20 protein-coding genes and 4 pseudogenes are annotated in these 21,628 nt (G+C 57.9%); 8 read left to right on the plus strand and 16 right to left on the minus strand.

The window, feature by feature from the left end:
* Positions 1-6 precede the first annotated feature (6 nt).
* Positions 7-2,694, minus strand: coding sequence for an aconitate hydratase AcnA (gene acnA, locus ACQY4M_RS15750; protein ID WP_428546027.1), 2,688 nt, complete (start codon positions 2,692-2,694; stop codon positions 7-9).
* Positions 2,695-2,894: 200 nt separating this feature from the next.
* On the opposite strand from acnA, the gene ACQY4M_RS15755 reads away from it, so the two are divergent.
* Positions 2,895-3,626 carry a DUF1223 domain-containing protein gene (locus tag ACQY4M_RS15755; RefSeq protein ID WP_428546030.1) on the plus strand — a complete coding sequence of 244 codons (732 nt, stop codon included), beginning with the start codon at positions 2,895-2,897 and terminating at the stop codon, positions 3,624-3,626.
* On the opposite strand, the gene ACQY4M_RS15760 is transcribed toward ACQY4M_RS15755, so the two are convergent.
* The 5 genes from ACQY4M_RS15760 to ACQY4M_RS15780 form a co-directional block, all read right to left on the minus strand.
* A complete protein-coding gene (locus ACQY4M_RS15760; RefSeq protein WP_428546033.1) occupies positions 3,590-4,498 on the minus strand; it encodes a lysophospholipid acyltransferase family protein in 909 nt (302 codons plus the stop codon). The genes ACQY4M_RS15755 and ACQY4M_RS15760 overlap by 37 nt on opposite strands.
* Positions 4,499-4,569: 71 nt before the next feature.
* Entirely contained in the window at positions 4,570-5,226 is a 657-nt protein-coding gene (gene nthA / locus ACQY4M_RS15765; RefSeq protein WP_428546036.1) for a nitrile hydratase subunit alpha, read from the minus strand.
* A 3-nt stretch (positions 5,227-5,229) separates the two neighbouring features.
* The gene (locus ACQY4M_RS15770; RefSeq protein ID WP_428546039.1) at positions 5,230-5,496 is read right to left on the minus strand and encodes an SH3-like domain-containing protein; all 267 of its coding nucleotides are present in this window, start codon (positions 5,494-5,496) and stop codon (positions 5,230-5,232) included.
* Positions 5,489-5,824 (minus strand): ScnB-like protein, encoded by a 336-nt coding sequence (locus ACQY4M_RS15775; RefSeq protein WP_428546042.1) that lies wholly within the window; start codon positions 5,822-5,824, stop codon positions 5,489-5,491. Before ACQY4M_RS15775 ends, ACQY4M_RS15770 begins: the two co-directional genes overlap by 8 nt.
* Positions 5,825-5,891: 67 nt before the next feature.
* Positions 5,892-6,974 (minus strand): flagellar motor switch protein FliG, encoded by a 1,083-nt coding sequence (locus ACQY4M_RS15780; protein WP_428546045.1) that lies wholly within the window; start codon positions 6,972-6,974, stop codon positions 5,892-5,894.
* A gap of 217 nt (positions 6,975-7,191) precedes the next feature.
* On the opposite strand from ACQY4M_RS15780, the gene ACQY4M_RS15785 reads away from it, so the two are divergent.
* Entirely contained in the window at positions 7,192-8,325 is a 1,134-nt protein-coding gene (locus tag ACQY4M_RS15785) for an NAD(P)/FAD-dependent oxidoreductase (RefSeq protein ID WP_428546048.1), read from the plus strand.
* Positions 8,326-8,408: 83 nt separating this feature from the next.
* Here ACQY4M_RS15785 and purB read toward each other — a convergent pair whose 3' ends face one another.
* Entirely contained in the window at positions 8,409-9,716 is a 1,308-nt protein-coding gene (purB, locus tag ACQY4M_RS15790) for an adenylosuccinate lyase (protein WP_428546051.1), read from the minus strand.
* Between the two features lie 143 nt (positions 9,717-9,859).
* On the opposite strand from purB, the gene ACQY4M_RS15795 reads away from it, so the two are divergent.
* Positions 9,860-10,459: a biotin transporter BioY gene (locus ACQY4M_RS15795; protein ID WP_428546054.1), complete on the plus strand. Its 600-nt coding sequence runs from the start codon at positions 9,860-9,862 to the stop codon at positions 10,457-10,459.
* Between the two features lie 126 nt (positions 10,460-10,585).
* Positions 10,586-11,104 (plus strand): alpha/beta hydrolase family protein, encoded by a 519-nt coding sequence (locus ACQY4M_RS15800; protein ID WP_428546056.1) that lies wholly within the window; start codon positions 10,586-10,588, stop codon positions 11,102-11,104.
* 198 nt (positions 11,105-11,302) lie between these two features.
* Here the strand turns inward: ACQY4M_RS15800 and ACQY4M_RS15805 are convergent, their stop codons facing one another.
* The gene (locus ACQY4M_RS15805) at positions 11,303-11,854 is read right to left on the minus strand and encodes a DUF4386 family protein (RefSeq protein WP_428546059.1); all 552 of its coding nucleotides are present in this window, start codon (positions 11,852-11,854) and stop codon (positions 11,303-11,305) included.
* 158 nt (positions 11,855-12,012) lie between these two features.
* Positions 12,013-12,279, minus strand: a pseudogene (locus ACQY4M_RS15810) (OsmC family protein); the annotation flags it as partial.
* Between the two features lie 99 nt (positions 12,280-12,378).
* On the opposite strand from ACQY4M_RS15810, the pseudogene ACQY4M_RS15815 reads away from it, so the two are divergent.
* A pseudogene (locus ACQY4M_RS15815) lies at positions 12,379-13,233 on the plus strand (IS256 family transposase); the annotation flags it as partial.
* Positions 13,234-13,384: 151 nt separating this feature from the next.
* On the opposite strand, the gene ACQY4M_RS15820 reads toward ACQY4M_RS15815, so the two are convergent.
* On the minus strand, positions 13,385-14,428 hold the full coding sequence (locus tag ACQY4M_RS15820; protein ID WP_428539227.1) for an IS5 family transposase: 1,044 nt from the start codon (positions 14,426-14,428) through the stop codon (positions 13,385-13,387).
* A gap of 88 nt (positions 14,429-14,516) precedes the next feature.
* Here ACQY4M_RS15820 and ACQY4M_RS15825 point away from each other — a divergent pair.
* The 3 genes and pseudogenes from ACQY4M_RS15825 to ACQY4M_RS15835 form a co-directional block, all read left to right on the plus strand.
* Positions 14,517-14,891: pseudogene (locus ACQY4M_RS15825) on the plus strand (transposase); the annotation flags it as partial.
* 182 nt (positions 14,892-15,073) lie between these two features.
* The gene (locus ACQY4M_RS15830; protein WP_428546061.1) at positions 15,074-15,757 is read left to right on the plus strand and encodes an aspartate/glutamate racemase family protein; all 684 of its coding nucleotides are present in this window, start codon (positions 15,074-15,076) and stop codon (positions 15,755-15,757) included.
* Positions 15,754-17,055: an MmgE/PrpD family protein gene (locus ACQY4M_RS15835; RefSeq protein ID WP_428546064.1), complete on the plus strand. Its 1,302-nt coding sequence runs from the start codon at positions 15,754-15,756 to the stop codon at positions 17,053-17,055. The genes ACQY4M_RS15830 and ACQY4M_RS15835 overlap by 4 nt, the downstream gene beginning before the upstream one ends.
* 203 nt (positions 17,056-17,258) lie before the next feature.
* Here ACQY4M_RS15835 and ACQY4M_RS15840 read toward each other — a convergent pair whose 3' ends face one another.
* The 6 genes and pseudogenes from ACQY4M_RS15840 to ACQY4M_RS15865 all read right to left on the minus strand — a co-directional run bounded on the left by ACQY4M_RS15840 (position 17,259) and on the right by ACQY4M_RS15865 (position 21,623).
* On the minus strand, positions 17,259-18,449 hold the full coding sequence (locus ACQY4M_RS15840) for a DegT/DnrJ/EryC1/StrS family aminotransferase (protein ID WP_428546067.1): 1,191 nt from the start codon (positions 18,447-18,449) through the stop codon (positions 17,259-17,261).
* A gap of 86 nt (positions 18,450-18,535) precedes the next feature.
* Positions 18,536-18,838 (minus strand): annotated as a pseudogene (locus ACQY4M_RS15845) (FAD-dependent oxidoreductase); the annotation flags it as partial.
* Positions 18,839-18,988: 150 nt separating this feature from the next.
* Positions 18,989-20,032, minus strand: coding sequence for an IS5 family transposase (locus ACQY4M_RS15850; protein ID WP_428539227.1), 1,044 nt, complete (start codon positions 20,030-20,032; stop codon positions 18,989-18,991).
* A 98-nt stretch (positions 20,033-20,130) separates the two neighbouring features.
* Positions 20,131-20,658 carry a MotE family protein gene (locus tag ACQY4M_RS15855; RefSeq protein ID WP_428546069.1) on the minus strand — a complete coding sequence of 176 codons (528 nt, stop codon included), beginning with the start codon at positions 20,656-20,658 and terminating at the stop codon, positions 20,131-20,133.
* Positions 20,659-20,747: 89 nt separating this feature from the next.
* Positions 20,748-21,128 (minus strand): hypothetical protein, encoded by a 381-nt coding sequence (locus ACQY4M_RS15860; protein ID WP_428546072.1) that lies wholly within the window; start codon positions 21,126-21,128, stop codon positions 20,748-20,750.
* Between the two features lie 9 nt (positions 21,129-21,137).
* On the minus strand, positions 21,138-21,623 hold the full coding sequence (locus ACQY4M_RS15865) for a flagellar basal body-associated FliL family protein (protein WP_428546074.1): 486 nt from the start codon (positions 21,621-21,623) through the stop codon (positions 21,138-21,140).
* Between the last annotated feature and the right edge of the window lie 5 nt (positions 21,624-21,628).

Below are 21,628 nucleotides of genomic sequence, written 5' to 3' on the forward strand. Positions count from 1 at the left end.
CCGTGATCAGCTTTTCGCCAGATCACGCAGCACGTACTGCAGCACGCCACCGTGTTCGATGTATTCGATCTCGATCTCGGTATCGATACGGCATTTCAGGGTGATGTCTTTGGTTGATCCATCGCCATAGGTGATGGTCGCAGGCACATCGGACAGCGGTTTCAAGTCGCCCTCCAGCCCGTGAATCGAAACGGTTTCATCGCCCTTCAGACCCAGCGATTTGCGGCTGTCACCGCCGGTGAATTCGAACGGAATAACCCCCATGCCGACAAGGTTGGAACGGTGGATGCGCTCGTAGCTTTCGGCGATCACGGCCTTCACACCCAGCAGGGCGGTGCCTTTGGCGGCCCAGTCACGGCTGGAACCTGCACCGTATTGCTGACCGGCGATAATCACCAGCGGGATGCCTGCGTCCTTGTAGGCCATCGCGGCGTCAAAAATCGGCATCTGTTTGCCATCCGGTCCCAGCGTATAGCCGCCTTCGACCCCGTCCAGCATTTCGTTTTTGATGCGGATATTGGCGAAGGTGCCGCGCATCATCACTTCGTGGTTGCCTCGGCGTGATCCGTAGGAATTGAAATCGCGCTGCGCCACCTGACGGTCGATCAGATACTGTCCGGCGGGTGTTTCGGGGGTGAAAGAACCCGCAGGCGAGATGTGGTCGGTGGTGACCATATCGCCCAGAATGGCCAGAACCTTGGCGCCTTCAACATCGCTGATTGTGCCCGGCTCTTTTGGCATATTCTGGAAATAGGGCGGGTTCTGGATGTAGGTCGAGGTTGGCGGCCAGTCATAGGTCAGGCTGTCCGGCGTCTGCACCGCCTGCCATTTTTCATCGCCTGAGAATACATCGGCGTATTTCGACTGGAACGCCTCGCGGGTGACGGTTTGTTCAACCAGTTCGGCCACTTCGTGACTGCTGGGCCAGATATCTTTCAGGTAGACGTCGTTGCCGTCCTTGTCTTGCCCGATCGGATCATTGGCGATGTCGATATCCATCGTGCCGGCCAGTGCATAGGCCACCACCAGCGGCGGGCTGGCCAGATAGTTGGCGCGCACATCGGGGCTGATCCGGCCTTCAAAGTTGCGGTTGCCCGACAGAACCGATGTGGCGACCAGATCACCCTCGGCAATCGCTTCGGAAATTTCCTTCTGGATCGGGCCGGAATTGCCGATACAGGTGGTGCAACCATAGCCGACAAGGTTAAAGCCGATCGCATCCAGATCTTTTTGCAGACCGGCCGCTTCCAGATATTCGCTAACCACTTGCGAGCCAGGCGCAAGCGATGTTTTGACCCACGGTTTGCGGTTCAGACCCAGTTCGGCGGCCTTGCGGGCCACCAGACCCGCGCCGATCATCACATAGGGGTTGGAGGTGTTTGTGCAGGACGTGATCGAGGCGATCACAACCTTGCCGCTTTCCATCGTGTAGTCTTCGCCAGCCACCGGCACTTCTTTGTGCATCGGGCGCTTGAAGACGTCTTTCATCTGCTGTTCAAACGCCGTTTTGGCCTGATCCAGCGCGATGTAATCCTGTGGCCGTTTGGGGCCGGAAATGGCGGGCACAACGGTGCTGATGTCCAGCGACAGGGTGTCGGTATAGACCGGGGCATAGTCAGCCCCGCGCCAGAAGCCGTTTTCCTTGGCATAGGCCTCGACCAGCGCGATGCGGTCCTCGTCACGGCCCGAAACCCGCAGGTAACGCAGGGTTTCGTCATCAACAGGGAAATAGCCACATGTGGCGCCATATTCAGGTGCCATATTGGCAATAGTGGCGCGGTCGGCCAGTGGCAGGTGGTCTAGCCCCGCCCCGTGGAACTCAACGAATTTCCCGACCACGCCCTTTTCACGCAGCATGGCGACGATTTTCAGCACCAGATCGGTGCCGGTCATGCCCTCGGCCATTTCTCCGGTCAGCTCGAAACCGACAACTTCGGGGATCAGCATGGAAATCGGCTGGCCCAGCATGGCGGCTTCGGCTTCGATGCCGCCAACACCCCAGCCTAGAACGGCCAGACCGTTGACCATGGTGGTGTGGCTGTCGGTGCCCACCAATGTATCGGGATAAGCCACCTCTTTACCGTTCTGGTCCTTGTCGGTCCAGACGGTTTGCGACAGATATTCCAGATTGACCTGATGGCAGATGCCGGTTCCCGGCGGCACAACGCGGAAGTTGTTAAAGGCGTTCTGGCCCCATTTCAGAAAGGTATAGCGTTCGATATTACGCTCGTATTCGCGCTCGACATTAAACTGGAAGGCGCGCGGATTGCCGAATTCGTCGATCATCACCGAGTGGTCAATCACCAGATCAACGGGGTTCAGCGGGTTGATCTTTTCGGGATCCCCGCCAAGGCCGATAATCCCGTCACGCATCGCGGCCAGATCGACCACGGCAGGCACACCGGTGAAATCCTGCATCAACACACGGGCAGGGCGGTAGGCGATCTCGCGCGGGTTCCTGCCGCCGTTTGCGGCCCATTCGGCAAAGGCCTTGATGTCATCCACTGTAACGGTTTTGCCATCCTCGAATCGCAGCATGTTTTCCAGCACAACCTTCAGCGATGCGGGAAGGCGCGAAAAATCCCCCAGACCGGCAGCTTTTGCGGCGGGAATGGAATAGTAATCCACGCTTTGCTTGCCAACGGTAAGGGTTTTGCGGGTCTTGGCGCTGTCTTGGCCGACGGTGATGGTCATGGCGGGACTCCGTTTGTTGGGGTAAGGGCAGGGCATAAGCCCTCTTTCACCTGCGCTTTTGACGCATCCGGCAGAGTCGTTCAAGGGGGTAGACGGCAATTTGTATACCATTGCACACAAAAACTTGTGACGCGGATGTTACGAATTTTGCAAGGAACCTCGCAAAACCTTGATTGGCTATTGATCAGGGGTCGCCTTAAATGGAAACTGGAAGCGGGCAAGAAAGGCTGAAAATGCGAAAAATACTGGTGATGATGACAGGGGTGTGGATGGCACTGGCAGGGTTCGCCACGGCACAATCCAGCCCTGTTGTGGTGGAACTGTTTACATCGCAAGGCTGCTCCAGTTGCCCGCCTGCCGATGAATTTCTGGGAAAACTGGCGAAACGCGATGATGTGATCGCCCTGTCGCTGCATGTGGATTACTGGGATTACATCGGTTGGAAAGATATCTTTGCCAGCCCGAAATTTACCGATCGCCAACACGCCTATGCCCGCGCGGCCGGTAAGCGGATGGTTTACACGCCGCAGATGGTGATTGCAGGGCAGGACCATGTTGTCGGCACCAAGCCGGGCGAGGTTTCCCGCCTGATCAAGGCCCACAGCAAAACCCCTGATCCTGTGAAACTAAGCGTGACCCGCAAAGGGAACCGGCTTGAAATCATGGCTGAACCTTTGCAAGAGGGGTTGGGCCGGATGGTGGTTCAGATGGTGCGTTTCAAGGACGGACAGACTGTGCGTATCAAACGCGGTGAAAACGCAGGGCGCGATTTGTCCTATTCAAATGTGGTCACCGAATGGGAAGTTCTGAAGGAATGGAATGGGCGCAGTCCGCTGTCAATTTCGGCAAAGATTACCGGTGACGATGATTGTGTGATCATCATTCAGCGGGCGTCTCATGGGCCGGTATTGGCGGCAGCAAGGGTGCGCTGACGTTCGGGTTTCCAGCGCCGGTGAATCCAGAACCATTGCCCCATATGTTTGCGCACCAGATCTTCCAGACTGTCATTTAACGCCTGTGTCATTGTTTTGGCATCCGTGTGCGGAATGGGGGCATCCACCTGAATGGTGAAATCCAGCCCGTTTTTGGCGCGAATACCATAGATCGGAACCAGCAAAGCATCATATTTCAGTGCCATTTCGGCCGCCGACAGGGCGGTGGGGGCAACCTTGCCGAAATAGGTCAGTGGGGCACCATGGGCCATATGCTGATCCACCAGAAATCCGGTCATCCCGCCAGAGCGCAGGAATTTCAGCATTTGCCCCAGCCCCTTGCGACCGCGCGGGAACAGCGGGGTGCCGATGGTTGAAATCGCGGCCTCGTAATGCTTGTTGAAAAAGACGTTTTTCATCGGCATGTATATCGCGCCGACCCGATACCCCCGCGCAATCAGGGCAGCGCGCGGCACATCATAATTGCCAAAATGTCCGGTGACCAGAATTACGGGGCGGCTTTCTTTGTGGGCTTGCTCCAGCGCCTGTGCCCCGTCACCACCCAGCGGGATGTCGCGCACGCGGTTGATGAATTTCTCGCCTGAATAAATCTCGATCAATGTGCGGCCGGCGTTGTTGGGCACCTCGTAACACAAGCGGTCTACTTCGGATTTGTCCAGATCGGGGCAGACATACTCCAGATTGTCACGGATACGTTTGGTATAGCCCGCTAAGGGGGCCACAACCCGCGCCATGATCCAGCCAATCAATGGCACGCGGATACGGTAGGGGAACAGCATCACCAACCGGAACATCCCGCGGATCAGCAGGTTGACCAGGTAATCACTGCGGGTTTTGCCTTTTTCTGCCATTTGGGCCTTTGGGGGTTTGCTTGTTCTGGCCAAGTCTTAAATGTCCGTACACCGGATAACAAGCACAGGTGTCAGGTGGGGGATTTGGGAAGGCCCACCCCGATCATACTGTCGCGCGTCACCAGTTCGGCCAGTTTATCGGCACCCCAGCCATCCGTTCCGTCTGGACGGCGCGGCAGCACGATATAGCGCATGTCGGCGGTGGAGTCATGCACCCTGACAGTGGTGCTCTCGGGCAGGGTGACGCCAAATTCCGCCAATACCTTGCGTGGTTCCTTGACCACCCGCGAACGATAGGCGCGGGATTTGTACCAATCGGGCGGCAGCCCCAGCAGGTTGCGCGGGTAACAGGAACACAGGGTGCAGACGATGATATTGTGGGTGTCGGCAGTGTTCTCGATGGCAATCAGGCGCAGCGGGCCAATGTCATATCCCATCTCGCGGCTGGCGTTTGAGGCGTCTTTTAGCAAACGGTCCTTGAAATCGGGGTCGGTCCATGCCCGTGCTACCACGGCGGCCCCGTTGGCGGGTTCGCGCGCATCCATTTCGTCGATCTGGCGGGCAATTTCTTCCGGGGTCAGGATGCCTTTTTCAACCAGCAATTCCCGCATGGCAATTTCCATGGTTTGCCAATAGGTGAGCGGGCGGTCATCGTCTTCACGATAAGGATGACCCGACGGGCTCATGCCGCTGTGGTGAAAATCGTCATCGTGGTGATCATGGGGCATGGGTTACTCCACCTTTTCCAGCCAATGGGCATAGATTTCCGCATCCAGCGTGTCATCGGGGTTTTCCGCCGCGTCGCCCCAGATTTCCGCCATGGTGAACCGGACACGCACAAGCGGCTGCATTTCCTTTTCCAGCCGATATGCGGCGCGTTCGGGGTTGGCGAATTCGCCCAGACGGCGTTCGACCATACCGTATTTTCCACGCAGGTAAGCGGGGGTGCGCACATGACCCGGTGGCATCATGGATTTGACGCGGACATATTCAGCCATCTGCGGCCTCGCCATAGGTTTCGCCGCGGGCCTTGATCAACTCCATTCGCTCGCCCAGTTCGGTTAGAGAATAGGCGCCGGCCACGATCATGTTCTGGTTCACGGCGGCCACCCAGCGTTCGTAATAGGACATGGTTTCAAAGGCCTCTTCGCCCATATCCTCGATCGCGCGGCGCAACCCGTCTACGGTGAAATACCCCTTGGAGGAACATAGCACCATCAGCGCGTCCACACGCTTTTCCCAAAGGGCATAGTCGTGATCCTCGGGCAGAACCGCACCTGCGGCCTGTCCACCCATATCGTGCCAGCGGCGTCCTGTTTTATCCATACGGGCTAGGGTAGGGGGCGCTCAGGATTATGGCAAGCCCCATGCGGGTTTGGATTAACGGGTCGCGTTATTCATCTTCGTCACCGGCGACAAAAAACACTTCACCCGCTGCCTCCAATTCACGGATTTCAGCCACAACTGCGCTCATCGCGTCTTCGCCATCGGATTCTTTGACCTGACCCAGCTCTTTCATTTCCTCGCGCAGACCTTCGGCCATGCGTTTCGAGATATTCTGCAAGATAAATTCGCTGGAGTCCTTCAGCCCGCCCGCCTCGGCCGCTGTCAATGCCGTGACCAGAACCATCTGGTCCACGCCACGGGTGATTTTTGGCACATCCCGTGGATCGATCCGCGCCGGAATGTTGGCAAAGGTAAAGATCGCTTTGCGCACTTGCGTGGCAAATTCCCTGTCTTCTTCTTCAAGACCTTCCAGCACATCATCGCGCGTTGTTGCGGGCGAGAAATTCAGGATTGCCCCAACCCTTTCCACCGGCCCGTCATCAAAGGCCTTGGGGGGCACGCTGTCCAACTGGCTGGCCAGCGCCTGCCCGATGCGTTGCACCGCCGCTGGTGTGACCGCGCTGGTCAGGGACATGGCATAGGTGATCCGCCGCGCCTGCGGACCTGGCAACAGGCCCAGCAATTCAGCGGCTTTGGAAACGCTTAGTTTTGACAGCATAACGGCGGCAACTTCGGTGCTTTCCTGTTCCAGTACCGGCAACAGGCGATCTACCTCCAATCCCATGATCCGCTCCCACGGATCGCCAGTGCGTTTGACGCCGCCCTCGCGGCGCAGGCGTTCGGCCAGTTGCGGGTTAATCGAGTCATTCAGTGCGTTCAGTGCACCCTCAAGTCCACCGGCAAATGACAGGCCAATGCTTTCCAGCTCGTTGATGAATTCCTCGACCACTGCGGTCACTGTTTCGCGGGTAACACTGCGCATGCTGCCCATCTGCATGGTCAGATCCTGCTGCATATCCTCGGGCAGGTCGGTCAGGGACAGTTCGGCCCCCTCGGACAACAGCAGGCGCACGATGATTGCCGCCTTTTTCTGGCGATTGATTGTTTGTGGCGGGGCCGACAGGGGGGGCGGCATTGCGCCGGTATCGGGCATGGGCAGGTCAGGCAGGGGCGACAGGGCAGTGTTCACGTTACGGTTCTCCGGTCCGGTTTGCACCAGACTGGCAGAATCGGGTTAAGGTTCTCCTTATAGCGACAAGAAAACAGGCCTGAATGTTCACAGAACTGGCGCGCTGTAGTATAAATGCTGACTGAAATGGTCGGATTTGTCGCATTAACACATAATTCCGGATCGTTTAGAAGGCGGGGATTCCTGTTTTCATCTCTGGTAAACCACAAGGCCCCAAATGACCCATATTGTAGTTCTAGGAAGCGGTTTTGGCGCACTGACAGCCGTTCGCGAAATTCGCAAGTCGAAAATCGAGGCCCAGATCACAGTGGTTTCGCCCAATAACCACCTGACCTATCTGCCCAGCCTGATCTGGATGCCCTCAGGCATGCGCAATGCCGCTGATATCGATGTAAATCTGGACAAATTTTTTGCCGAGAAAAATGTGGTCTGGCATCAGGGATCGGTGATCAATGTAAAAGAGGGCGGGCGGCTGGTCGAGACCGATACCGGCGAAATCCGCAATGATTACCTGATCATCGCCACCGGCAGCCGCTTTATCAAGAAACTGTCCGGGCTGGTCGAACATGCGGTTATCCCGTGCGAGGGGGCCAGTATGGGTCAGCAAATCCACGACCGGATCAACGCAATGGAAAGCGGCACCATTGCCTTTGGATTTGGCACCAATCCCAAGGAACCCAAAGCGGTGCGCGGCGGGCCGATGTTCGAATTCCTGTTCGGCACCGATACCATGCTGCGCCGTCAGGGGCGGCGGGACAAATTTGAACTGGTATTTTTCAACGGGTCCGACAAGCCGGGCAACAGGTTGGGGGACAAAGCGGTTGGAGGGTTGCTGAAACAAATGGCCAAACGCGGGATAAAAACCCATCTGGGGGCAAAACCGATCCGCATGGAAGCCGATAAAGTGGTGACCGAGCGCGAGGAAATCCCCGCCGATCTGATCCTGATGATGACCGGCATGACGGGGCCGTTGTGGCTGGACAACACCGATCTTCCGCGATCGGAAGGCGGGTTTGTCCAGGCCGACAGCAAATGCCGTGTTGTCGGCCTGAAGGGCACCTATGTGGTGGGGGATACCGGATCCTATCCGGGGCCGGAATGGCTGGCCAAACAGGCACATCAGGCGGATTTGCAGGCCGAGGCGGTGGTGAAGAATATCATTGACGAAATCAACGGCCGCGAACCCGGCCACGATTTCAAGGCGGAACTGATCTGCATTGTTGACACGCTGGACAGCGGAATTCTGGTGTTCCGCAACGAAAAGCGCACCATTTTTCTGCCGCCGATGAAGGTTTTCCACTGGGCCAAACGGATGTTTGAACGCCATTACCTGCGGGCATACCGGCGATAAATCTGAAATAGCGGGCGGAAGTGTTTTCTTTGAAAGAAAACACCCCGAAATCTTTAAAAGATTTCGGTGGCCCCGCGGTGGTATCAGCTTTCGCCGAACACCCGTTTAAAGATCGTATCCACATGTTTGGTGTGATAGCCGATATCGAATTTTTCCTCGATCTCTTCGGCGCTCAGGGCGGCCAGAACATCCGCATCCGCCAGCAATTCGGTTTTGAAATCCTTGCCTTCTTCCCAAACCTTCATCGCGTTGCGTTGCACCAGCTTATAGCTGTCCTCGCGCGAAACACCCGCTTGCGTTAAGGCCAGCAATACCCGCTGGCTCATCACCAAGCCACGGAATTTGTTCATATTGGCCAGCATGTTGTCGGGATAGATCACCAGCTTGTCCACCAGCCCTGTCAGACGGGCCAGCGCGAAATCAAGCGTGATGGTGGTGTCCGGCCCGATGTTGCGCTCGACCGAGCTGTGCGAGATATCGCGTTCGTGCCAAAGCGCCACGTTCTCCATCGCCGGCACCACGGCCATGCGCACCAGACGGGCCAGACCGGTCAGGTTTTCCGACAAAACAGGGTTGCGTTTGTGCGGCATCGCGCTTGATCCCTTTTGGCCCTTGCTGAAAAATTCCTCGGCCTCCAGAACCTCGGTGCGCTGCATGTGGCGGATTTCGATGGCGATGTTTTCAATGCTGCTACCCACCACGCCAAGTGCTGCAAAGAATGCGGCGTGACGGTCGCGCGGGATCACTTGTGTGCTGATCGGCTCGACCTCCAGCCCCATTTCCTTGCAGACATGTTCCTCGACCGCCGGATCGATATTGGCAAATGTGCCAACTGCACCGGAAATCGCGCCTGTTGCCACTTCGTGACGGGCTTTTTTCAGCCGGTTCAGGTTGCGGTCCATTTCCGCGTAGAAACGGGCAAAGGTCAGGCCCATGGTGGTGGGTTCGGCGTGGATGCCGTGGGAACGACCGATGCGCACCGTGTCCTTGTGTTCAAACGCGCGGCGTTTCAGGGCGGCCAGCAGATCCTCAACATCCTTGATCAGAATATCGCTGGCCCGCACCAGTTGCACGTTGAAACAGGTGTCCAGCACGTCCGAGGATGTCATGCCCTGATGCACAAAGCGTGCTTCATCATTGCCGATGATTTCCGCCAGATGGGTCAAAAAGGCGATCACGTCGTGCTTGGTCACCGCCTCGATTTCGTCAATGCGGGCGACATCGAATGGCACGTCCTTGGCTTTCCAGACGGCAGCGGCGTTTTCCTTGGGGATCACGCCCAAAGCGGCCTGCGCGTCGCAGGCGTGGGCCTCGATTTCATACCAGATGCGGAATTTCGTTTCGGGGGACCAGATGGCAACCATATCGGGGCGGGAATAACGGGGGATCATTTCGTAAGGCCTATATGTTGGATGCAGTTAGCGCATCTCATAAGGGGCAGGGGGGCGGCTGGCAATCTTTACCTTGCCTATGGGGGCGGGCTGGGGCAAAAAGGCGCTAAGTTCATATAGACAGGTAGACAGGAGATGGCGACATGGCGCTAACGGCAACAAATCGGGTTCTGGCAGAGGTTATCGGGGCAAGCGAGGGCGCAGCCCTGCGGGCCAAACAGGCCGCATTGGTGGTTTCTGGAATCGCGGCACTGGCGGTTTCGGCCAAGATCATGGTGCCAATGTTCCCCGTCCCGATGTCGATGGGCACCTTTGCGGTGCTGACAATCGGTGCCGCCTATGGCGCGCGTCTGGGGCTGGTGACGATCATTGGTTATATGCTGGTGGGCATGCTGGGCTTTGATGTGTTCGCCAAATCCACCGCCGATTTGAACGGTCTAACCTATATGATGGGCAGCACGGGCGGCTATCTGGTGGGCTTTGTTCTGGCAACACTGGCGCTGGGTCTGCTGGCGGCACGCGGCTGGGACAGATCACCAGTGAAGATGGCAGGGGCCATGCTGATCGGCAATGCGCTGATTTATGTGCCGGGTGTTCTGTGGCTTGGCGTTCTGTATGGCTTTGACAAACCGATCCTGGCCTGGGGGCTGACACCGTTCCTGATCGGCGATGCTGTGAAACTGGCCCTTGCGGCGGTTTTGTTGCCAGGGCTTTGGAAACTGGTTGGCCGCGCCCGCGGATAAGGCGCTCATCAAGCCTTGCGGCTTTCTTCGCTTTGACAAGGAGCGCCCGCAAGGGAGCGACGAGCGGTTAAAGTTACAGACAGGCGTGGCTTGTGGGCCGCGCCTTTTTCCATTCAGGGGGACTTCATGAAACACACCGGCTGCCAACATATCCGCGTCTGGGACGATCAGGCCAATATCGGCTTTCCGGTATTTGTCATGTATCCGGCAGCGGATGCCCACGGAACCTATGAACTTGGCCCATTCAGCGTCACCGCCGGCCTGAATGTGCCTGCGGGGCAGGGGCCCTATCCGGTGGTTGTTATCTCGCATGGCTCCGGCGGCAACCGGCTGGCCTATCTGACACTCGCCCAAGCGCTGGCCGAGGCCGGTTATGTGGTTATGATGCCCGAGCATTTCGGCAACAACAAGGATGACAATTTCCTCGAGGGTAAAACCCGCAATCTGGAACTGCGCCCGCGTCATATCACCCTGTGTCTGGATGCGCTGGCCGATAACGACATTCTGAAAGGCGCTGTGCAGCCCGGTCACCCTGCCGATACTGGTCTATCACGCCCAGCACGACACCCTGACCCCGTTCAACAATGTGGAACGGATATTGGATCAGGTGCCGGACAAGGGCAAGATCACCGTCCACCGCATTGAAAACGCCGGACATTTGTCGTTCCTGTCGCCCTTTCCAAAGGAGGTCGTGACGCCCGGCTTCATCCCCGCCCAAGACCCTGAGGGCTTTGACCGTGTGGCGTTACATCAGCGGCTGACAGGGGAAGTGGTGGCGTTTCTGGATGGGGTGTTTGGGGGATGACGGGGGATATGGTGTGCAGATTGTGCACCACTGGGTTACTATTTAGGTGTTAAGGTAAACCCCTTCACCATCAACCACACCGCCAGAAAGACCTCGTTCAGCACCAGCGGGATCACCAGCGCGTCCAGCAGGGCGTATTGCACGCCCAACAGTTTGATCACCGTGATCAGCAGCAGGGCGATTGTGGCCAGTCCTCCCCAGACGGAAATGAACCGTGGCACAGCGTTTGTGAGGTAAAGCAGGGCATAGAAGAACAGCGCGCCTAAGATGAAGAAATAGATGTGGATGTGCTCGTAAATGCCGTTGCGGTAAGGCTCCAGTGCGGGCGACAGGATGAACAGCCCGCCGGTGATCATCAGCCCCCATTCGGCAAAACGCGCGGCCATATAGGCCATATTCAGGCCCTTGTGCGCCCGAAAGACCGGCCACATCAAAAGCGGGATGCCGATCACGGACAAGCCGCTGACAATATCGGTAATCACGCCCAGCGGTTTGCTGCCGGTGATGGTGTAGGTCAGCATGGTATAGGCCAGCAGGATCAGGATGCCGACCGATACGGCCCTTTGTTTGTCGGTAAGGGTGCTGAACATGCGGACCTGTGCTGTTGCTGCCGGTTCGTATTCAGGTAGTCGGTGTTGCGGCTTTTTCAAGTGGGTTAGGGGGTGGCGCTGCCCCGCACCTGATGCGGGGCCTCCTGTGGTTCACCTGTTTGTGGCAGGTCCCGCATCGAGTGCGGGACAGCAAGGGGTCATTCCACCAAAGTCGTTTCAATCCGTGACGAATGCAGCAGCGTCTTGTGCACGGGGCACTTGTCGGCGATTTCCAGCAGGCGTTTTCGCTGGGCCTCGTCCAGATCGCCGCTGATGTGGATTTCCCGTTTGAAACAGTCGATCTTTTGCGCGGCATTGCCCGCCTCGGCGTCCTGTGCGTGCACCTTGTCGTGGGTGACATCGACCCAGACGCGCTCCAGCGGCCATTTCTTGCGCCGCGCATACATGCGGATGGTCATGCTGGAGGTAGTGTCGCGAGTTTGGTGGAAATTCGAGGACGGCGTAATCTCCGGGTGCATCGAAGCCACCCAACCGGCGGCTGGAACCGCCAAGGAGATCACGCCATGACAAAGAATACAGCAACATCGACATCCGCGCTACTGGCCAATGAAGCAGGCTATGACCCGATTGAAGACCGGCTGCGCCAGAACATCCGCGCGACGATCGAGGCGGTTTTCGAAGAGGAGCTGGAGCAGTTTCTGGGCCGTTGCCGGTATGGCCGCAGCGGCGGGGCAAAGGCCGGATACCGCCACGGGCATCGCGAGCGGCAACTGGTCGGAACATTTGGAACCGAAACGGTGCGCGTGCCGCGTGCGCGGATCACAGGCGAGGCCGGCAAGGCCAGAGAATGGCGCTCGAAGGCATTGCCCCGCTACCAGCGGCTGACGAAGAAGGCCGAGGCGCTGATCGCTGCTGTCTACCTTTCGGGCACCAACACACGGCGGGTAAAACGCGCCCTGTTCGGCCTGTTTCAGGGGGCGGTCAGCAAGGATGTGGTGAGCCGCGCCTGGCGCAAGGTGAAGGTGGACTGGCAGGCGTGGTGCGCCCGCAGCCTTGCGGATGAAGACATCGTGCGGCTGATCCTGGACGGCACCGTGATCAAAACGCGGATTGACAGGAAGGCCACCAATATCTCGGTTCTGGCCGCGATTGGCGTGCGCCGGGATGGGCAGAAGGTCTTGTTATCACTGATGAACATGGGCGGCGAAAGCACCTCCGCCTGGCGTCAGTTCATCAACGATCTGGATGCGCGCGGGTTGAAACGGCCCGAATTTGTCATCGTGGACGGGGCACCGGGACTTGAGGTCGCTCTCATTGCCCTCTGGGGTGAAGATCTGCCGATCCAGAGGTGCACGGTGCACAAGCACCGCAACCTTCTGGCCAAGGCACCCAAGCGTATGCATGATGAGTTGACAGAAGGGAACCTCTGTAAATTCCCGTTTTCGCCTTCTTCGCGGCGGGGTGGACGGTTTTTCGCCTGTCCCGCCTGATTGCTTCGGATCATAAACCCATTTTCACCGGTTTCAAGCCGGTTTTGGGTATTTCAGGCACACCTCACCCCATGAACCCTTATCCCGGCGCCGCCAGGCCGCATTCGAACTGGACGAAGCGCTTCATGTTGTAGACCAGGTTCATCATCCCGATGCGAAATCGCGCCCGCTTCAGGCCGATGGAGCGGATCAGCTTGCCGCCCATGGAGCGCTCCTGAAAAGCGAATACATGCTCGACCCGGACCCGCACTTTCGAGCGCCTCCGGTTGGCCTTTTGCTGGCGCTCGCCAAGCGGCTTGCCGCGCCTGCCCTTGTGATGGATATGGCTGTGAAGCCCCCGCTCTTCCAGCTCGCTTTCGATCTTTTGCGAGCGATAGGCGCTGTCGGCCCACAGGTCCGATGAGGTGTTGCTCGCATCAATCAGACCGGCAAGCGCCTGGCTGTCATGCACGGCGGCATCGGTGACATCATAAGCGCGGATGAATTTGTGCCGCCGGTCGACATTGATGTGGTTCTTGTAGCCGTAATAGCTCTTGCCGTGCTTCTTCGTCCAGCGCGCATCCACGTCCTTCTGGCGCTTCTTGTGGGGTTTTTCCTCCCACTCTTCAGGCGTTTCGCCCGCCTTGATTTTCTCGTTCTCGTCCCTTTTGTTGTGCTGGCGCGGCGCCGGAACGATGCTCGCATCAACAATCTGCCCGCCCATCGCCAGATAGCCCTTTTCGCGCAGAAAGGCATCGAACTTGTCAAACAGCTCCTTCATCTTCCCGGCCCCGGCCAGCCTTTCACGGTAGGCCCAGATGGTCTTGGCGTCAGGTACGCTGTCTTCAATGCCAAGGCCGAGAAACCGCATGAACGACAGGCGGTCGCGGATCTGATACTCGATCTGATCGTCAGAGAGGTTGTAGAGCTGCTGCAAAACCATCGTCTTGAATATCAGCACCTCATCCCAAGGCGGGCGGCCAGCGTTGGATTTGCGCTGTTCGGGCGGCGTGCGCCATATGGCCTTCAGCTCGTCCCGGTAATCCTCGAACGGCACCATGTCGTTGAGCAACACCAGCGGATCACCAGATTTGTCCAGTCCCGCGTATCGGCTGGAAAGATCAAAAAATCCCATCTGACCCATGACAAAACCCCGTCGGTCGAATCATTTTCATCCTGATGACGATTCTACCCCGTCAGGCCGGATTTTGGGGGATTTTTAGAGGTTCCCAGAAGATTACCGCGACATGATCTACGCCAAAACACCCGAGGAAATCGCCACCCGCCGCAAGGCATTTCTGCGAAAATGGCGGCTGAAATGCAAGGCCGTCGCTGACAGCTTGGAAGAAGCAGGAGATAAGCTTTTCACCTTCACGCGTCTGCCACAAGGCCAGTGGAAATCGGCCAGAACGACAAATGCGATCGAACGCCTGAACGAGGAATTCCGCCGCCGCATCAAGACCCAGACCGTGCTGCCATGCGCCGAGACCGTGCCGATGCTGCTTTGGGCTCTGATGGCCTCGGGGCAGATCGTCATGCGAAAGGTCGATGGCTGGGAAACGCTCGCTCAGCCCGTCGCCGACGCAACCCTTGACCAAGCCGCCTGACCGGCGCATAACTCAACCCGCTCGGAGGTGCCTGAAATCAATTTCCACCACTTTCGAGACACAACCTATGGTGTGAAAGTTCAAAACTGTTTGAAACACGGATTAAGGGAATCCCCGATCCGGCATGGTTTCACACCGTGCCGTCCTGCGGGATTTGACGACTGGAAGAGGACATTGTGGAAATGCGCACGGTAGGAATTCTGGGCGGAATGGGGCCGGAACCGGCACAGGCCCTGCTGGAACGGATCAAGACGGCAGCAAAAACCAGACGCCGAAGCGAGGATGTGCCGCTGGTGGTCGATCTGGACACCAAGCTGCCCTCATTGGTGGACGGGGACGGGGCCGACCCCTTGCCGGTGTTGGTGGATATGGCCAAACGGATGCAGGAGTCCGGTGCCGAAGCCTTGGCGATGCCATGCAATGCCTCGCACCAGTTCGCCGGTGAATTGGCGGCGGCGGTGGATATTCCCTTGCTGGACATGGTGTTGCTGACATCGAAAACCGCCTGTGCGGCTGCGCGCAAGGGGGAAAAGGTGGGCGTGCTTGGCTCGCCCGCGTTGCAGGAAACCGGCATCTTTGATGCGGCGATCAATGCCTGCGGTGGAGAGGCGGTTTACCCTGAGGATTCAGATATGCTGCTGGACGCCATCCGCGAGATACGCGCCACAGGGCCAACGCCTTCGGTGCGCAACAAAGTGGTTCAGGCCTCGCACAATCTGATCTGGCAAGGCGCGCATGTGCAACTGATGGGCTGCACCGAATTTTCGCTGCTGGAACGGGCGCTGGACCCCGGCGCGATCAAGGTCGAACCGCTGGATGTGCTGGCGCAGGCGATCGTGCGGTTTTCACGGGATCAGGTTGCGTGAATGATTGCTATTTTCAAGACAGGATAATCGAATTTGCGCTGGGGCTGGACTGGTCTGGTGTGCCGGATGATGTGCGCAAGGTGTTCCGCCTGTCGCTGTTAGATTGGTGTGCGGTTGGTTTGGCCGGTGTGAACGAGCCGGTAAGTGCGGCTGTACGCGATATGGTGCTGGCCGAGGGTGGCAAATGCGAAGCGGCCGTGTTTGGCATCGATGCGGCGCTACCGGCCCGAGCGGCGGCGCTGGTAAATGGGGCCATCAGCCACGCGCTGGATTATGACGACACCCATTTCCTGCATATCGGCCATCCCAGCGTTACGATTTTCCCTGCGGCTTTGGCTGTGGCGCAGCTGGTCGGGGCGACCGGCGCGGAATTTCTGACAGCGGCGTTGGCAGGATACGAGGCCTCGGTGCGGATCGGCCACTGGCTGGGGCGGGCGCATTACGAGGCAGGGTTTCATATGACAGCCACAGCGGGTTGTTTTGGAGCAACAATTGCGGCGGTGCGCCTGCTGGGGGCAGATGCGGCGCAGATGCGTGCGGCGCTGGGGCTGGCCAGCACGCGGGCCTCGGGGTTGAAAGCGCAATTCGGCAGCATGGGCAAACCCTATAACGCGGGTATGGCCGCATCGGCGGGGGTCGAAGCGGCGTTGCTGGCGGTGGCGGGGGTGACATCGGACGTTTGCGGGTTGCGCAGCTTTGCGGCGGGGCACGCGGGGGAAATGGACGCAGGCGCGCTGGAGGGGCTGGGGCAGGTGTTCGTCAGCGCCAACATCAGCCATAAATTTCACGCCTGTTGCCACGGGACCCACGCAGCGCTCGAGGCTTTGGCAAAACTGGAGGTGGACGTAGGCGAGGTGACGGGGGTGCGGATCGCGGTGCATCCGCGCTGGCTGAAGGTGTGCAATCTGGCCAAGCCGGTGACGGGGCTGGAGGCGAAATTCAGTTACCGGATGTGTTTTGCCTTCGCCTTGGCGGGGTTGGAAACCGGCGCATTGGCGACGTTTACGGATGAAAACTGTGCGGATCCGCGATTGCAGGCTTTGCGTGATCGGGTGGTGGTGCAAGGGGATGCAACCTTGGCCGACGGGGCCGCGCGGGTGGTGGCAAGCTGTCATGGGGACATGGTGCGGCAGGCCGAGTTCAATCTGGATCAAGCGCTGCCGTTGCCACAGCGGCGTGACCGCGTTCTGGCCAAGGCAACGGTTTTGATCGGAGAGGAGAGGACGCGGCAGATTTGGGCGCGGATCGAATCCCTTGAAACCACAAACAGTTTGCCGGATTTTCTTTCCGCGCAGTAACATACCCCTTCTTCTTGTCCTAAATACCTCCGCCGGAGGCAAAACGCGCGCGTCCCGTCAGGGGCGCGCGCGGGTCGACGGGCGAAGCCCGGCGAAATCCTTACAGCGTTTTGCGTATTACCTGAAACATAGTGCATGACCTAATGCGTTGAAATCTTTTATTTCAGGCAGCGTTAGGTGATTCAAGTTTTACGCAAAGCGCATTAGGCCACAGCCTGTGCAGCACTTTTCACAGCCTCTGCTGCACCGGTCAGCGCATCGGCGATAAAATCCAGATCGGGTGTGGTCAGCCGCGCAGGCAGGCGCACATCACAGGCCCGCATCAGCATGGCGCGGGTTTCGGGCAGTTCGGGCGTATAGCCGATGAATTGCCAGTTCCAGAAGGCTCGCGCATTGTCTTTGGACAGGCCGAACACCTGCACCGCAATGCCGCGGGCTTTGGCCTCGGAAGCAAAGGCCAGCGTTTCCTCGTCGGTAAATCCATCCAGATTGAACTGGATTGAGTCAGGCGCGCGGCTTTCCGGCTTCAACGGGTCGGGCACCGTTAGGAAGGGTGATGCGTTCAACTTACCAGCGACATAATCGTGGTTGGCCAGCCCGTCCGAAACACGGCGGGGCACTTCTTTGATCTGCGGGCGGATTACGGCGGCCGACAGGTTCTGCATCCGCACGTTATAAAGCGGCAGTTTGTTCTGCCAGTATTCGAACCGGTCATGCACCACCGGATGTTTCTTCCAGTTGTGTTCATAAGCACCGGACATGATGATGGCCTGTGCGATCAGATCGGGATCATCGGTGATCATGATCCCGCCTTCGCCAGCATTGATCAGTTTATAGGACTGGAAGGAAAAACAGCCGATTTTGCCGATCGTGCCGATGTTTTTACCGTTCCATGTGGTGCCCAGCGAATGGGCCGCGTCCTCGATCACCGGAACACCTTTGGCGTCGCAAAGCTCCATGATCGCGTCCATGTCCGAAGTATGTCCGCGCATGTGGCTGATGATCACGGCCTGAATATCGTCGGTCAGCTTGGCGGCGAAATCTTCCATGTTGACGCGGTAGTTATCGGCGACTTCGACCAGAATTGGTTGACATTCGGCGTGCACAACGGATGATGGCACAGCGGCAAATGTGAAGGCGGGGATCAGCACTTTTGCGTCGCGGGGCAGGCCAAGGGCCTTCATCGACAGGAACAGCGCGTTCGAGCAGGAAGAAACCGCCAGCGCGAATTTGGCGCCCAGCAGTTCGGCGAATTCCTGTTCCAGCAGGGCAACAGGCGAAGCGTCAGCCGAGGTGTAGCGAAACAAATCACCGCTTTGCAGCATCCGGTCGATTTCGGCGCGAGCCTCGGCGGGGATGGGTTCGGCATCATAGACGTTCGGAGCTTCAGACATAGTTTCGGCTTTCCTGAATGTAGCTTTCAGGAAAACCGTATATCAATTGGTAAAAAATATCTAACGGTTTTTAACCGGTCCAGCGATTAAATGCCGAGCCGGTCGCGCAGGGAAAACCACGTCATCGCCAGCGTCAGGATCGGAGTTGAAAACATCCGCCCGCCGGGAAACGGCATCACCGGCACACGCGACAACACGTCGAAGCGTTCGGATTGTCCTATAATGGTTTGCGCAATGATTTCACCCGCCAGTGTGGCCAGCGCCACCCCGTGACCGGAATAGCCGGCAGCGGTCAGGATGTTTTTCCCGACCCGTGCGAAATAGGGCATCCGGCTGGTGGTGATCCCCAATGTGCCGCCCCACGCGTAGTCGATTTTCACACCCTTCAGGGAACCTCTGTAAATTCCCGTTTTCGCCTTCTTCGCGGCGGGGTGGACGGTTTTTCGCCTGTCCCGCCTGATTGCTTCGGATCATAAACCCATTTTCACCGGTTTCAAGCCGGTTTTGGGTATTTCAGGCACACCTCACCCCATGAACCCTTATCCCGGCGCCGCCAGGCCGCATTCGAACTGGACGAAGCGCTTCATGTTGTAGACCAGGTTCATCATCCCGATGCGAAATCGCGCCCGCTTCAGGCCGATGGAGCGGATCAGCTTGCCGCCCATGGAGCGCTCCTGAAAAGCGAATACATGCTCGACCCGGACCCGCACTTTCGAGCGCCTCCGGTTGGCCTTTTGCTGGCGCTCGCCAAGCGGCTTGCCGCGCCTGCCCTTGTGATGGATATGGCTGTGAAGCCCCCGCTCTTCCAGCTCGCTTTCGATCTTTTGCGAGCGATAGGCGCTGTCGGCCCACAGGTCCGATGAGGTGTTGCTCGCATCAATCAGACCGGCAAGCGCCTGGCTGTCATGCACGGCGGCATCGGTGACATCATAAGCGCGGATGAATTTGTGCCGCCGGTCGACATTGATGTGGTTCTTGTAGCCGTAATAGCTCTTGCCGTGCTTCTTCGTCCAGCGCGCATCCACGTCCTTCTGGCGCTTCTTGTGGGGTTTTTCCTCCCACTCTTCAGGCGTTTCGCCCGCCTTGATTTTCTCGTTCTCGTCCCTTTTGTTGTGCTGGCGCGGCGCCGGAACGATGCTCGCATCAACAATCTGCCCGCCCATCGCCAGATAGCCCTTTTCGCGCAGAAAGGCATCGAACTTGTCAAACAGCTCCTTCATCTTCCCGGCCCCGGCCAGCCTTTCACGGTAGGCCCAGATGGTCTTGGCGTCAGGTACGCTGTCTTCAATGCCAAGGCCGAGAAACCGCATGAACGACAGGCGGTCGCGGATCTGATACTCGATCTGATCGTCAGAGAGGTTGTAGAGCTGCTGCAAAACCATCGTCTTGAATATCAGCACCTCATCCCAAGGCGGGCGGCCAGCGTTGGATTTGCGCTGTTCGGGCGGCGTGCGCCATATGGCCTTCAGCTCGTCCCGGTAATCCTCGAACGGCACCATGTCGTTGAGCAACACCAGCGGATCACCAGATTTGTCCAGTCCCGCGTATCGGCTGGAAAGATCAAAAAATCCCATCTGACCCATGACAAAACCCCGTCGGTCGAATCATTTTCATCCTGATGACGATTCTACCCCGTCAGGCCGGATTTTGGGGGATTTTTAGAGGTTCCCTTAAGAATCTCTCACTTTTCTGTCGGAACGTCCGCATTTCTGCCTGCCAGTATCACGCTGATAGAATAGGCCTTGGCTGGCGTCATGCCCGCAAAAATTGCAGCGGCTGCATCGGGACGCATTCGCCCCAGAAACCCGGCGGAAAACTGCGGGTCCATTTCCTCGAACAATTTGGCGGCATCCTTGGCTTTCATATTCTCGTAAACACTGGTCATGCGCGATAAATCATCCTCGGCCGCACTGTCGGCCAGCGCCATTGTTGCCCTTAATTTCTGCTCGGCTGCACTCAATGCTGCAAGGTTCCTTTTGGCCCCTTCTTCGGCCGCCGCCAAAACCTGCATCCGATTAGCCAATGCTGCCTCTTGCGCGGCAACCCGGGCCTCGCGGTTTTTCAATGCCGCCAGCAATTCGCCAATGCCTTCGCCGGTTTCACAAGCAGCAGGCGCGACGGGCTCCACTTCTTCCTGTTGGGATCCGGAATGGCTTATTGCCTGCACTTCCCGCGCTATCGCGCTGCCGGTTCCGGACCCCAGCCGCAACAGGCCCGAGGCCAGAAAGAAACCCGTGATCAGGAATAAAACCCCGCGACCCGCCTTGCGTGAACGTTTGTTCTTGACTTGTTTTCTGGTCATTCTGCTGCCTCCACAACCCTGTCCTGATGCCGCAGAAATACAGCATCTTGCATGTTTTCTTCGGCAGGCTCTGGTGCAGGTGGTGTCGAAGGCTCCGGCAAATCATGCATCGAGGCCATCAACAGCTCCAGCCGATTGGCAACATCCTCAGCCTTGCCAGTCAATGTCTTGAGGGATTCTGTCGATTCCCCCGCCGCAATCCGTGCCTGTTCCAGCGTTTTAGTCATGTCATCAACCTGAACAGCAAGCACGGCCACAGCCCCGCCAACGCCGTTTTCCAGATCGTTAAACCGGTTCAGGCGCCGCGATAAAATCATACAATAGAACGCTGCCCCAAGGGCGCCCGCGACCAGTAATATATCGGCAATAAGTGTCATCGCACCCTCCTAGTTCAGCACAAATTCCATGATCAGCAGATCCTTCACCTGCCCCTCGCCGGTGACAGTCTGAATCCGCCGCAACATCTGGGCACGCAGGCGGATCAGGGCGCTGGGATCTTCCAGCTCCTTCACATCTACCGCCCGCAAATATCCATTCAGAATGTCCAGAACCCGCGGCAATAGCGCCGCCACCTCGGCCTCGTAAGCGCCATCCACTTCCAATGATGCGCGGAACCGTAAAAACTGGTTTCTGGACCGCCCGCCCAGATTTATAATCAACGGGTCCACCGGCACGAAAACCACATCCGGCATTGGTTCTACCTCTGCATGCGAATCGGCTGCAACCTCCTCGTGGCTGCCAAAAAGCATACCCGACTGCACTGCATAGAATCCTCCGCCCCCGCCGGCCAAAGCCAGCACAAGCCCAATAATCAAAGGCATTTTCGACTTTTTCTTCGGCCCTTCGTCTTCGACTTCTTCTTCGTCTGCCATGATCT

Origin of the sequence: Profundibacter sp. (assembly GCF_965277155.1) — a bacterium.
In the GTDB taxonomy this organism is placed as follows: Bacteria; Pseudomonadota; Alphaproteobacteria; order Rhodobacterales; family Rhodobacteraceae; genus Profundibacter.

Coding starts and splice junctions, on each gene's coding strand:
- acnA (WP_428546027.1), bottom strand. CDS start 2,694: ATGACCATCACCGTCGGCCAAGACAGCGCCAAGACCCGCAAAACCCTT.
- ACQY4M_RS15755 (WP_428546030.1), top strand. CDS start 2,895: ATGGAAACTGGAAGCGGGCAAGAAAGGCTGAAAATGCGAAAAATACTG.
- ACQY4M_RS15760 (WP_428546033.1), bottom strand. CDS start 4,498: ATGGCAGAAAAAGGCAAAACCCGCAGTGATTACCTGGTCAACCTGCTG.
- nthA (WP_428546036.1), bottom strand. CDS start 5,226: ATGCCCCATGATCACCACGATGACGATTTTCACCACAGCGGCATGAGC.
- ACQY4M_RS15770 (WP_428546039.1), bottom strand. CDS start 5,496: ATGGCTGAATATGTCCGCGTCAAATCCATGATGCCACCGGGTCATGTG.
- ACQY4M_RS15775 (WP_428546042.1), bottom strand. CDS start 5,824: ATGGATAAAACAGGACGCCGCTGGCACGATATGGGTGGACAGGCCGCA.
- ACQY4M_RS15785 (WP_428546048.1), top strand. CDS start 7,192: ATGACCCATATTGTAGTTCTAGGAAGCGGTTTTGGCGCACTGACAGCC.
- purB (WP_428546051.1), bottom strand. CDS start 9,716: ATGATCCCCCGTTATTCCCGCCCCGATATGGTTGCCATCTGGTCCCCC.
- ACQY4M_RS15795 (WP_428546054.1), top strand. CDS start 9,860: ATGGCGCTAACGGCAACAAATCGGGTTCTGGCAGAGGTTATCGGGGCA.
- ACQY4M_RS15800 (WP_428546056.1), top strand. CDS start 10,586: ATGAAACACACCGGCTGCCAACATATCCGCGTCTGGGACGATCAGGCC.
- ACQY4M_RS15805 (WP_428546059.1), bottom strand. CDS start 11,854: ATGTTCAGCACCCTTACCGACAAACAAAGGGCCGTATCGGTCGGCATC.
- ACQY4M_RS15820 (WP_428539227.1), bottom strand. CDS start 14,428: ATGGGTCAGATGGGATTTTTTGATCTTTCCAGCCGATACGCGGGACTG.
- ACQY4M_RS15830 (WP_428546061.1), top strand. CDS start 15,074: ATGCGCACGGTAGGAATTCTGGGCGGAATGGGGCCGGAACCGGCACAG.
- ACQY4M_RS15840 (WP_428546067.1), bottom strand. CDS start 18,449: ATGTCTGAAGCTCCGAACGTCTATGATGCCGAACCCATCCCCGCCGAG.
- ACQY4M_RS15850 (WP_428539227.1), bottom strand. CDS start 20,032: ATGGGTCAGATGGGATTTTTTGATCTTTCCAGCCGATACGCGGGACTG.
- ACQY4M_RS15860 (WP_428546072.1), bottom strand. CDS start 21,128: ATGACACTTATTGCCGATATATTACTGGTCGCGGGCGCCCTTGGGGCA.
- ACQY4M_RS15865 (WP_428546074.1), bottom strand. CDS start 21,623: ATGGCAGACGAAGAAGAAGTCGAAGACGAAGGGCCGAAGAAAAAGTCG.